This window comes from Bradyrhizobium sp. USDA 4503 (assembly GCF_054055815.1).
Genome location: NZ_JBSRXS010000001.1, coordinates 7470643 through 7483321, shown reverse-complemented (window position 1 = coordinate 7483321; position 12679 = coordinate 7470643). Strand labels below are relative to the sequence as shown.

Below are 12679 nucleotides of genomic sequence, written 5' to 3'. Positions count from 1 at the left end.
GATGGTAGCCGTGCCTAAGGGAGGGAGGATGCCCCAGGCACGTCGAGGGTGTGCATTGTTCGTGCCAGCGAATACTCGACAGTTAGCACCACTTTGTGCTCGCTTTGTCTGCATTCCGACATTTTCAGGTCTCGATCGTTGCACTCCGGCTTATCCAGTGATTTCGACGCGCGTGGTGTACGATCACCGACCAGACCGACGGCGGAGACGGCACTTCAAATCTCCCGGGAGAATGCAGGCAGCGACGTCGGGCGTCGGATGGAAAGCGATGCACGCGTCCAGACCAAAGCCGCTGCTCCAGCTTCATTCGCCCGAATAACTCGCGCATCGCCGAGCCCGCTCCACATGCCCTCCTTGATGCGGCCGCCAGCGTTCGATAGCTCCATCGCTTCGTCGATCTGATGAACTCGAGCCGCAGCGAGACCGCACGGTTCATCTGCGTCATTTGCCCGAAAGGTAGCGAGAGCGAAACCACGAACGTCGAGCGCGCTCGCAATAAGGGGCGACGGCCGACAGCCCGGCGCCTCAATCCGGCACGTGAACGCCAACTGGCTGCGGCCCTGAATTCCGGGCGCAGGACAGCAGTCGTTCGGTGATGCGCTCCCGGCCAAGCACCAATTCGTCGCCATTCCGAGCGCGGTTTCCAACCATAGCTTGAATCTGATCTACGACCCGACCAAGGCGAAAGGCGCATAGCAGCGGCACATTCAGGAAGCGTTCGCACTCGATACGCGTCTTCATCCTCCGGCGTCTACGTCCTGATGAGTTCGTTGCAGCCCACTTTGTCCGCTCCGTACGGTATTTGTCGGAGCAGGCCCCCTACAAACCCTTGCTCCCGAAAAACACCGTCCTATTTCAGCTGCGCCCGCACTGGCACTCGCAGGCATGGATTGCTAGCAATCCATAAATCGTCAACTTATGCAAATGCTTAGGAGGACTGCATGAAATTCCGTCCACTTCACGACCGCGTCGTGGTCAAGCGCATCGACGCCGAAGAGAAGACCGCCGGCGGCATCATCATTCCCGACACTGCCAAGGAAAAGCCCTCGCAGGGCGAAGTCGTCGCTGTTGGCCCCGGTGGCCGCGATGAGACCAGCAAGCTGATTCCGATCGACGTCAATGTCGGCGACCGCGTGCTGTTCGGCAAGTGGTCGGGCACCGAGGTCAAGATCGACGGCCAGGAGCTGTTGATCATGAAGGAGAGCGACATCATGGGCGTTCTCACCAACGTGTCTTCCAGCAAGAAGGCAGCCTAATCCGCCGCTCGCACCGCTCACCCCTGAGGAGCGCCTGCCGGGCGCCCCGTCAAGGGTGGGAAGAATGAAACTCAGGGAAAATCATCATGTCAGCTAAAGAAGTTAAATTCGGCATAGACGCGCGCGACCGCATGCTGCGCGGCGTCGACATCCTCGCCAACGCCGTGAAGGTCACCCTCGGTCCGAAGGGCCGCAACGTGGTGCTCGACAAGTCGTTCGGCGCTCCCCGCATCACCAAGGACGGCGTCACCGTCGCCAAGGAGATCGAGCTCGACGACAAGTTCGAGAACATGGGCGCCCAGATGGTGCGCGAAGTCGCCTCCAAGTCCGCTGATGCAGCCGGCGACGGCACCACCACCGCAACTGTGCTGGCGGCCGCGATCGTCCGTGAGGGCGCCAAGGCCGTTGCCGCCGGCATGAACCCGATGGACCTGAAGCGCGGTATCGACCTCGCGGTCGAAGCCGTCGTCGCTGACCTCCAGAAGAACTCCAAGAAGGTCACCTCGAACGACGAGATCGCCCAAGTCGGCACCATTTCGGCCAACGGCGATTCCGAGATCGGCAAGTTCCTCGCCGACGCCATGAAGAAGGTCGGCAACGAGGGCGTGATCACGGTCGAGGAAGCCAAGTCGCTCGAGACCGAACTCGACGTCGTCGAGGGCATGCAGTTCGACCGCGGCTACATCTCGCCCTACTTCGTCACCAACGCCGACAAGATGCGCGTTGAGATGGACGACGCCTACATCCTCATCAACGAGAAGAAGCTCTCCTCGCTGAACGAGCTGCTGCCGCTGCTCGAGGCCGTGGTGCAGACCGGCAAGCCGCTGGTCATCGTCGCTGAAGATGTCGAAGGCGAGGCCTTGGCCACCCTCGTCGTCAACCGCCTGCGTGGCGGCCTGAAGGTCGCGGCCGTCAAGGCTCCGGGCTTCGGTGATCGCCGCAAGGCCATGCTGCAGGACATCGCGATCCTGACCGGCGGCCAGGCCATCTCGGAAGACCTCGGCATCAAGCTCGAGAACGTCACGCTGCAGATGCTCGGCCGCGCCAAGAAGGTGATGATCGACAAGGAAAACACCACGATCGTCAACGGCGCCGGCAAGAAGGCCGACATCGACGCCCGCGTTGCCCAGATCAAGGCGCAGATCGAGGAGACCACCTCGGACTACGACCGTGAGAAGCTGCAGGAGCGCCTCGCCAAGCTCGCAGGCGGCGTCGCGGTGATCCGCGTCGGCGGCGCGACCGAGGTCGAGGTGAAGGAGCGCAAGGATCGCGTTGATGACGCGATGCATGCAACCCGCGCGGCGGTCGAGGAAGGTATCCTGCCGGGCGGCGGCGTCGCGCTGCTCCGTGCCACCGAAGCGCTCAAGGGCCTGCGCACCAAGAACGACGACCAGAAGACCGGCGTCGAGATCGTGCGCAAGGCGCTGTCCTGGCCGGCTCGGCAGATCGCGATCAACGCCGGTGAAGACGGATCGGTCGTGATCGGCAAAGTCCTGGAGAAGGATCAGTACTCTTACGGCTTCGATGCGCAGACAGGCGAATACAGCAACCTGGTCTCCAAGGGCATCATCGACCCGACCAAGGTCGTGCGCACCGCAGTCCAGAACGCGTCCTCCGTGGCAGCTCTCCTGATCACCACCGAGGCCATGGTCGCCGAGTTGCCGAAGAAGCCGGCTGCCGGGCCCGCAATGCCTCCTGGCGGCGGCATGGGCGGCATGGGTGGAATGGACTTCTGATCCAATCGCGTCACGCGAACCGCGAAAACCCCGGCAGCAATGCCGGGGTTTTTGTTTGCTCTTGCAATCTTTCTACCACGTTAGTCCAAGCTCGCATTACGCGTACCCCGAGCGTCACATCCGTTCGAACCGTACGAAGCATTTCATCTGCTTCTTCGGGCAGCATTGCATGTTTTAGTTAGCGCTGAAGGGAACCACCATCGAGTTGAAACCCTGACATGGGGGATTTACCTGGCTGGAAAGATTGATCGGCAGCAGAGTACTGTTGTGAATCAGCAAACCATCGCGGAGCTGCCCGGACTGTGGTCGACGCCATCGGTCACCAACCGAAAGGAAACCGAAGGGCATCGATGCAGGCGCTGACGTCCGCCGAACTGCTGTCTGGTCGACGTGTCAACGTTACACCAACTGTCGCCGAGTACCCGGCAAGCGTGCTCTAGTCGCGTCGTGTCATATCTGCACCTCGCCTGCGATCACGACCAACCCGCCCGCGACGTTCCAAGCGAGTGTACTCGAGCCGCAAGCCGCGCTGCAGTATCTGGTGCTCGCTCTCGATCCTTGCATCCCGCCATGGGTGCCTTGATGCGAAAAGTGGCCGGGACGACGAGATTAGCGGACGCTTGGTGGAGCAGCCAGGAGTTACTGCCGCCTCACAGATGAGCTTACAATCCCGCTCGTTGCGAGCCCCAGGGTTTGTACGCAACGGACCGATCCTCTTGTTGCGAATGCTTCACTTTCTCGAAGCCATATTGCGGCGCTGCTTTACTCAATACTAAACATCGTCGAACCGAAAGAGCGCACGATCGAACCAAGCGACCGTCTCGTCAGCTTCGTGTAAGAGTGCGCTCGTACCATCGGCTCCCAGATTTCAGTCACGACGTCGCGTCGAACTTGTTAGGCTCGCATCATGTGTATAAGTGTATTGGGTAGCTTGTGCATGGCGGCAGCCGCCCTTCCGGTGGCCATGCATTTGAGATTCGCCGTTTGGGAGGTCTGGGCTTTCGCACTCCTCGTCGGGATCGGCGCCCATTTGCTGAACATGACGCTGCGGGAGCACAAGGCTGCAGAAAAAGAATAAGCAATCACTCGCAAACGTCCGTATCGGCCGCGTAAACCAGCAATACTGAAGCAAACAAAGAGCCCGCAGCCGCTAGGCGGCATTCACTGCCACTTGCTATTGAGACGATTTTAAGTCGATCGGACATACCCAGCTATCGACGTTGAACGCAGTCCTGAACCGATGCAACTTGCGGTCAAGCTTGTCACGCTCTGGCCCGTGGGGCGTATCCACGATTTGGGCCTCTATGCGCGCCAGTTCGGCAGCAATCAATACTTTGAAAGGCGGCGCTCTGGTCGTCACGTCGGCAGCAGGGTGCTTGAATGCGTTGGCAGATGGTAGGTGAACGGGCCGCACGGTCCGACTCTGCCGCGATACACGAGTCAGCTCTTTACCACGAGTCTGCGGCATGACGGCTTGCCCCGTTCTATTGTGGCATCGTCGCCGAACAGCAGCACGGCGATTGCTCCTCACAGCTTTGTGCACCTAGCGCAAGAGTTCGCCAGCCATAATGCTCCCCGCTCGCCAACGAAGTGGCCTCCACGCATGATCACAAAACCTTGGCGGGATGCAAGGCCTCAGACGACACCTTCCCACGCTGGATACTGTACGTGAGGTACTAAACAATCTCGGCCCTCGCCAGAGCCTGTCTTCTCGGCTTCATTTTTGCGCGATTCGAACAAAAGTTCCCGCGCAGCGCCGTCGTCACGGTGAGATAGGGCCTCTGCCTGTCCTCCAGTAAAAGAGATTGGCAGCGCGCAGTCGCTAGTGGACCTACTGAATTGAGACCCCCGTCAACGATTGCTTAGTCTATCGCAGGGAGGAGTTTCGACCGGAATAGCAAAGCCCGCCTTTACGCGGTCCAGTATAACCATCGTCTTGAAACCCTTGATGTCCGGATTCGTATAGAAGAATTGCCTGGTGAACTGCTCATACTCTTCCATGGTGCGGGCGGTAACGTAGAGCACAAAGTCAGCGTCGCCGGTGACGTAGAAGCCGTTGACGACTTCAGCTGACGATTTGATGGCCTTCTTAAACCTGTCGATGATATCCGAACGCTCCCGCTCCAGGGTCACCAGCACAAGCATCTGAATCGGTCTTCCCACCGCCTTGGGCGAAACGATCGAGACATCGGCCTCGATGATGCGTTCCGCGCGGAGCCTCTTCAACCGTCGTTGGCACGCGGTGGCAGAAAGCCCCGCCAGTTCGCCGAGTACCTCGGAAGTAAGGCGGTTGTTCTTTTGCACGAGCTCGAGGATACGGGCGTCTATCCGATCGTACTGCATGATCACCTCCAAGGCGTTGAGGTGAATTCCCCGCGAAATAGCCTGCAACGCAGGAAACCGTCCACAAGCAGCAAAATACGAGGAAATTTTCTGTCAAAACAGCCCCCTTTGGGGGTCTTTCTGCTGCGCCGCAATAATCAGGATGTTGAAGCCGCGAAGATGGGCTGCGAAACATCGAGCTGGTGGCGTGGGCAGAACGTGGTGGCGTCCGCGGGCGCACTGCGTGACATAGTCGATCAACTCGCAGGCCGGATCGCTAAACTGACGTCGGATCCTGAGACCCGCGACAGGCCGGTCGCACTCGCTCGAACCGTCACCGTCGTCGACGACTGACTGCTTTGCCAGCACCATCAAGGCCGAAATTGACCGCCGAGCCGCGATTGTGAAGAATTCCGGCGCCGCGATCGAATTATCAAGCGGTGACCGGCTAGCAGGCGATCGCGTTCGCGGGACGCGACCTCCGGCACTGTTCAATCCTCGTTGGCGGCAATCGATTCCATCAAGGCCACCAGCTGACGTTGCACGGTCTGGTCCCTGATCTTGCTGTAGGCCCGCAGCAGCCGCAGGCTGAAGGCGCTGTCGAGGAACAGAAGGCTATCGACCTCGCGCGCCTTGTTGTCACCGTCGTAGAAGAAGGTGACCGGCACATCGAGCGCGGTCGCGATCTGCTGAAGACGGGCAGCACCGACGCGGTTGACGCCCTTCTCGTACTTCTGGACCTGCTGAAAGCTGACGCCGAGCTTGTCGCCGAGGTCGGACTGGGAGATCTTCTGCTCGACGCGCCGCAGGCGAATCCGCTTGCCCAACTCAATGTCCGGTTTACCGGTACTGCGCGGCTTTATCTTCTTTGCTGCTGATCTGTTCATTCTGTCGACCCGTTCTTCAAATCGGGAAGCCATGGCCCGCATAGGCCCAAGGATTCATCCATGATGTACCATATTAAAGTTCGACTGGATCGTCAGTTGGTCGTCGTGAGAATCGCGGCAATCCAAGAAGATCGTGGGAGGGTATCTATACGCATTTGCACGCTGGAAGCTCCCATGATACCGACGCTGCCGACTACTTAAAGTCGATCGCGCCAAGGCGTCTCTCTCAACACCCCGCCCTCCACATTGGCAAAATATCGACCGAACCACAACTACCACGGATTTGGATCGTTACAGATTTTGCGCGCATGCTTACCGTCGGCTTGCGGGCAAATCTCATGCAGGCCGATGTCGGGATCGCGATGGGCGGCGGGACCGACATTGCCATAGATTCTTTTTAGAAAGAATAGATTCTCGTGCGGAGCGCATTTTCTCGTCCGATTCCATCTCATTGCTGCTTGCTATTTCGTGATGCAGAAGAGCGCACGCGACCATTGTATTGGCATTCCAGCCTCCGTGTATTATGCGATGTAGATGCGATCGCTCGTTGCGAAAAAGCTACGCTTGCGCTGCGCTGGTCTTGAATCTGTTCGCTACGAATTTGCTACATCACGAAACGCAGCCGTTCTAACCGCTTGGTGTCTCGCGAGAATTCGATGCCGCCGGTCCAGTTCATCAAAGACACTGCAACGGTCGCTCACGAATGGAAGGTCGAGCCTCTGCTGCCTAGACATTTCGTCGCATACCAGCACGCGACCTGCCGGTGCCCCGTCGGTGCTCCGCGACTTTTATTCTGCTCAAAAGAGGTGCTTTAGGGATTAAAAAAACCTGGAAGGCAAATCGCTTGAGAGTGGTGGACACACCGGGCTCGAACCTGGGACCCGCTGATTAATGGATGGCACCCCAACAAGTCTAATTCACGCCGCGCTCGACGCTCTCGTCCCAAAACGAAGCAATAGCTGCTCCACCTCAGCGGCCGGCTTGGCACTGCTGAACAGGAACCCCTGCACCTCGTTGCAGCCTTCCGCGCGCAACCGATCGAGCTGCTCGTTGGTCTCCACCCCCTCCGCAATCGTCGTGATCTTGAGCCTGCGGCCGAGGCCCGCGATGGCGCCCACAATGGCGACGCAGTCGGAACGTTCGCCAAGATCCTTCACAAAGGAGCGGTCGATCTTGATCTTGTCGAACGGAAAGCTGCGCAAATAGCTCAAGCTCGAGTAGCCCGTCCCGAAATCGTCCATGGAAATGACAACCCCGAGCTCACGCAGCTGATGCAGGATCGCGAGGTTAGCCTCAGTCTCGGCCAGAAACACCGTTTCGGTGATTTCGAGTTCGAGCCGCTTCGGCGACAGGCCCGAACTCGCCAGCGCTGAAATCACCACCTGTACCAGGTTGCGGCTGCGGAATTGCATCGGCGACAGGTTGACCGCGACCTTCACCTGCTTCGGCCATTTCACCGCCTCGTTGCAGGCTTCGCGCAACACCCACTCGCCGAGCGGAGCGATCAGTCCGATCTCTTCTGCAACCGGAATGAACTCCGCAGGCGAGATCATGTCCTTCTCCGGATGGCGCCAGCGCAGGAGCGCCTCGAAGCCAGAGATCTGGTCGGTCGCAACATCGATCAGCGGCTGGTAGTGTAGCTCAAACTCGCCATGGGCAAAGGCATGGCGCAGGTCGTACTCCATCTCCCGGCGTTTCTGGGCCTGGAGGTCCATTTCGCGCTCGAAGAAGCGATGCACGCAGCGGCCGTCCTGCTTGGCGCGATAAAGCGCCATGTCGGCGTTGCGCATCAGCTCCTCGGTGCTCGTGCCGTCGCCCGGCGACAACGCGATCCCGATTGAGGCACCGATCACCACCTCGTTGCCGCCGATCTCGTAGGGCGCACTCAGCGTCTGGATCAGCTGGGCAGCAAAGTCGCTCGCCTCGTTGGGCGAGATGTCGGCACCAAGGAGCACCGCAAATTCGTCGCCGCCGAGCCGCGCAGCAAGGTTGTCGCCGCGCACATGCGACCGCAACCGATCGGCCACCTGCCGGAGCACGCAGTCGCCTGCCGGATGGCCGAAGGAGTCGTTGACGTTTTTGAACAAGTCGAGATCGATACACATCACCGCGACGCGTTTGCCCGCGGTGTTGCCGACGTCCAGCACCTCTTTCAGTCGCTCCTGGTAGAGCTCACGGTTGGCCAGATTGGTCAATCCATCATGGTGCGCCATATAGGCGATGCGGGCCTCGGCCTTGCGCCGCTCTGTGATGTCGACCACGGCAACCAGATAGCCATCACGCCCCTCGAGCATGAGGCGTCGCCCGAAGGACAGCACGCAAATTTCGCTGCCATCGGCTCTCACATGACGCCAGTGCCGTTCAGACTGGGAGGTATTTCCGATATCCTGCAGCGCCTGAATATGGCTGCCGCACTCGTCCTTTGGCCAGATGTCATAGACTTTCATTCGCAGGAACGTCTCGCGGGCATAGCCGTAGTGCTGCACCGCCGCGTCGTTGACCTTCAGAAAGGCCATCGTCTCTGGATCGAACACCCACATCGGCATCGGATTGCCGTCGAACAGCAGCCGGAACGAGGCCTCTCGCTGCTTCAAGGACGTGATGTCGGAAATGGTCAGCGAAACGATGTCACCAAAGGCGGTCACCCCGAACCGCAGGCTACGATCACCGCTGTCGATCTCGAACTGCTCACGCAGGTTCTTGTCGGCCGCCTCACGCAGCTGCGCCATCACGGTCTCGCAACAGAGCAGATGTCCCCCATTGCTCAGATGCTGCCACTGCAGGCTGCTTCCTACCACTTTGAGCAGTCTTGCTGCGGCTTGATTGTGATGCACGATCTGAAAATCGGACGGACGGCCGGTCGCATCACGAATGGTCGACAGCGAGATCACGCCGTCCTCGGTCGTAGAAAAGATCGCATCGAGCAGATTGTATTGCGCGCCGCGCTCGTTGACGTAGGCGCCGATCAACGTGCCGCCCCAGCGCGACGACGTCGGCAGCGCCAGCACATCATAGGTCCGCACCATGCCGTCGCGCACGCAATGGACGGTCCTGAGATAGGGACGGTTGTTTGCAATCGCGTTCGTGGCCACCTCGGCCAGGACCGTCGCGCAATCCGGCGGCAGCGCCCGCATCGGAATGTCCCAGCGCTCATCGCCCAGCCACTTCTGCGCATAGCGGCCGGTGCGCGAGACGGCGAACGCATCGTTCTCACACTTCAGCAGCACGATGTGATCGGCGAGCCGTCCGAGGCTGCCGAGCATCACGTCTTCATAGCGGGGAAGGTTTTCACCGAGCCTAAGCGCAGCCTGCCACTTGCGCCACAGGATGGGCACGTCCTCGAACATCTTTGTATCTGCTTTCGCAGCTTGCTTCCTGGCAGCGCCCATCACACGTACCCCGAAACCCAAGCTTTCTGACTTGGGCGGCATCCAATGCGAGGTTCAGCTTAATTCGGTGTAAAGAATGGACGTGCGCTGCAGCGAATAGGCGGCTGCGACAGTTTTAAATCATCTGATGGTTAGCGCGCGCAACTTAATGTACGAGATGTACGATCTTGGCCGACGACATACGAAGCGTAGCGCCATGACCCGATTTGCGTTTGCTTGCAGAGCGCATGCACCGGCCCGTTCCGTACAAAGAGAGGCGCACCATCGAAACGTTCCGAGCACTGCGACGATCGACGTAGCAGCGATGTCAGCTTTCACCCTGATTTCCGCGCGGCGGAGCGAGACCCGTATGGGTTCAGCGGAAAGCATGCCGGCTCATGGTCCGTCTGCATGCGCTGACGCACGAGCCGCCTGCGGGATTCCAACTCGCCGGTCAGCTCGCCGCCGATCTGAACGTCTGCCAACAGACCGGTTTCGGACAACTGCGCGCACACCTTGTGGCCGCTTCTGCCCCTTGTCGCGGCTCATGGTCCAGCTTGCTCGGCCCGCGATCTGTGCCCCCTCATCGGCAGCATATCGTCCAGCGCCTGATCGACATCATTGCAGATGACCGTTTTGCCGCCATCGCGCGCGATGGACGATTGCGCGATGCGCCGCATGAACTCCTTGATGAAGGCGGCGCTGAGGCCCTCGCTCTGTCGCACGGCTTCATTGACAACAGCCTCAGTAAGTGGCAGGCGTTTGCCATAGAGCCGCACCAGCTTGTCGCGGCCATGAGCATCAGGTAAAGGCACCTCGATGACCTGGTCGATCCGGCCAGGCCGCGCCGCGATCGCGCCCTCGAGCTCTTCCAGTCGGTTGGTGGTAAGTAAGAACAGGATGTCGGCGTCCTCCTTCAGCCCATCCATCTCATTGAGCAGCTTGTTGAGCAGCACTTCTTCGCGCGTATCTCGCATCTCATTGCGGTCGCGCGCGATCAGATCGACGTCCTCGATCACCACTAATACCGGCTGCAACAGCCGGGCGAGGTTCATATAGACACCGAGCAAACCGACCTCGTCGGCTGCCATTATTAGGGTGGTCTGATCAGCCAGGTTAGTTGCGAGGTATCGGATCGTGTGGGTCTTGCCGGTACCGGGAGGGCCATAGAGCAAGATGCCCTTGCGTGTCGATTGGTCGAGCTGGCGCAGCGCATCGCGCATTCCGACAAAGCTCAATACATTTCCATCGAGCAGTTTGAGCACCTTTTCGGGCAGGATCACGTCCGCGCGGTCTACTCGGGGCCAACGATGCACCGTAATGCCGCGCGAACGACCGCTGTAATTCGGATCGCTCTCGAGGGACAGGATCTTGCCACGGTACGATCCGGCGGATTGTACCGCTCTCTCCAGTTCCGCGAAGCAGTGCTGCGCGAAAGACTCGCCGGCCCCGCCGGCGGGCACCGCGACCTCAATGAGCATCTCCTCCTCTGGGTCTGTCCCGCATTGTTGCGCTTGCTCGCGGTAATAGGAGAGCACGACAGCGTAACGAAACTCGTTCGCCTCGGATAGCCACAGCCCATTGTGCAGGCATTTGACTGGCGTAGCCTCGCCGATGTCGATCTCGTGGTATTGTGGCGACGCCAGCACGACGGGATCGTCCCCGGCGCGCCGAAGCTCTGCGAATGACAGCTTCCCGAAAGTCCATCGCTGCTGCAGGCCAAAGAAGCGGACCGGCGAAGCGAACAGCTTGTCGATTGCGATCTGGATGTCCGCGCGCATGTGGCCGGGAAATCGCCGCACCATAGTCACGAGGCTGTTCGGCGGGATATCGGCGAAATGCCAGGCAACCGCGTCACGCGCCCATTCGAACTGGATTTCGGACGGATCTGGCGCCTCGGCTTCGCCAGCAGGCTCGGAGGTGATTTGCAACGTATGTCCTTTAGCTTTGATTCGTTCCTGCGCCGCATCGAAGAGCGCCTTTGCAACTGACGGTGGGAAGGGGCCGCACGCGGCCTTGTCCTGCCGTTCGACCAACATGGAAAGGGCGTAGGCATCGCGCTGATGTCTACCGAACACCTCCCGGAATAGATCCACCACGAAACCGCGCGGCGTCCCACCGCCATCTTGAAAAACCAGCTGTACAGACTCGGGCACAGTGCAAACTCGATAATCCATCCGAAGCTCCTGGTATGAGTGAAACGGTTTGTCGTTGGCCTTACTTCGCCTGATGCGCTCCATTCGTCGTAGTGCTTCGATGAATTTGCGCTTTGCCGTTCAAGCGCCATTCGTCCGCATGGACTGCGGGAGGGTTCATTGGCGGCTCACGGTGCGCCCCATCAAGCCCGGCGTCGATTGGCCCGAATGGAGCAATCGACTCGGATAGCCGAGTAAGGACACGTAGGACCTGGCGGACCAACCGCACAATCGTGTCGTGGACCCGGGCGACGGCGTGTTTGGCCTTTGTCAGTATCCTCACAATTGTGCTCTCTCCTACAGTCCTTCAAGAGACGCGCCCGTGTTGGTGTAATTGGCGAACGATGTCACTGCTTGTCATCAAGCCTCTCTCGTTTCCGGATCTTTCAGCAAATTGCATGCCGGTCGCGAAAACGACTCTCAATCTGTTCTTTGCAGGAGAATCGGTACATGCCCAGGAGCATGAGGTTCGCTTCTCGAAGCTCGCGAGTTGCCAGATTAGCGAGCGGAAATTCACACGCATCGCGGTTCTGCCGACGGCACTGGCTACGCTTGGGCCGGACTTTTCGCAACCGACATCCCCCTTTGGATAAGCGCTAGCGATAGGCCCCGCCCCCCCCAGGATACGGCCGAACTGGCTCTAACAACCGCGCCGTCGATCACCAATCGACGGCCTACGTTACGATGACGCGTGCGACTTCGTGCGGGCCCTCATCATGGACTTTCAGCGGTTTATCGATGCACCACCAGAAGCCATGGCCGAGACACTGGCAGAGCAGAAGCGGCACGAGCGTGGTGGTATGCACTAAGAGATGCATCTTCTGCCCCTAATAGCCAAAGTTGGCCATTGTGCTGCCAAGAGAGCTCGCCGCAATCTTGCGCTTTGTGACGAACAAGAGCCCGACGTCCTTAATG

At 59.5% G+C, this 12679-nt stretch carries 8 protein-coding genes; 4 read left to right on the top strand and 4 right to left on the bottom strand.

From position 1 onward, the window contains the following. The first annotated feature begins 941 nt into the window (after nt 1-941). The 3 genes from ACVMIH_RS35580 to ACVMIH_RS35570 all read left to right on the top strand — a co-directional run bounded on the left by ACVMIH_RS35580 (nt 942) and on the right by ACVMIH_RS35570 (nt 4070). Nucleotides 942-1256 (top strand): co-chaperone GroES, encoded by a 315-nt coding sequence (locus ACVMIH_RS35580; protein ID WP_456864925.1) that lies wholly within the window; start codon nt 942-944, stop codon nt 1254-1256. 86 nt (nt 1257-1342) lie between these two features. Then, a complete protein-coding gene (gene groL / locus ACVMIH_RS35575; RefSeq protein WP_456864923.1) occupies nt 1343-2992 on the top strand; it encodes a chaperonin GroEL in 1650 nt (549 codons plus the stop codon). Nucleotides 2993-3929: 937 nt separating this feature from the next. Beyond that, nucleotides 3930-4070 carry a hypothetical protein gene (locus ACVMIH_RS35570; RefSeq protein ID WP_456864921.1) on the top strand — a complete coding sequence of 47 codons (141 nt, stop codon included), beginning with the start codon at nt 3930-3932 and terminating at the stop codon, nt 4068-4070. 773 nt (nt 4071-4843) lie between these two features. On the opposite strand, the gene ACVMIH_RS35565 is transcribed toward ACVMIH_RS35570, so the two are convergent. After that, nucleotides 4844-5335: an Lrp/AsnC family transcriptional regulator gene (locus tag ACVMIH_RS35565; RefSeq protein WP_456864919.1), complete on the bottom strand. Its 492-nt coding sequence runs from the start codon at nt 5333-5335 to the stop codon at nt 4844-4846. A gap of 108 nt (nt 5336-5443) precedes the next feature. On the opposite strand from ACVMIH_RS35565, the gene ACVMIH_RS35560 reads away from it, so the two are divergent. Continuing rightward, complete coding sequence (locus tag ACVMIH_RS35560; RefSeq protein WP_456864917.1) at nt 5444-5668, top strand: hypothetical protein; 225 nt, start codon at nt 5444-5446, stop codon at nt 5666-5668. A 137-nt stretch (nt 5669-5805) separates the two neighbouring features. Here ACVMIH_RS35560 and ACVMIH_RS35555 read toward each other — a convergent pair whose 3' ends face one another. From ACVMIH_RS35555 to ACVMIH_RS35545, 3 genes are all read right to left on the bottom strand, one after another. After that, nucleotides 5806-6201: a helix-turn-helix domain-containing protein gene (locus tag ACVMIH_RS35555; protein ID WP_456866603.1), complete on the bottom strand. Its 396-nt coding sequence runs from the start codon at nt 6199-6201 to the stop codon at nt 5806-5808. Between the two features lie 917 nt (nt 6202-7118). After that, entirely contained in the window at nt 7119-9590 is a 2472-nt protein-coding gene (locus ACVMIH_RS35550) for a putative bifunctional diguanylate cyclase/phosphodiesterase (protein ID WP_456864915.1), read from the bottom strand. 524 nt (nt 9591-10114) lie between these two features. Next, nucleotides 10115-11746: an ATP-dependent Clp protease adaptor ClpS gene (locus ACVMIH_RS35545; RefSeq protein WP_456864913.1), complete on the bottom strand. Its 1632-nt coding sequence runs from the start codon at nt 11744-11746 to the stop codon at nt 10115-10117. Nucleotides 11747-12679 lie beyond the last annotated feature (933 nt).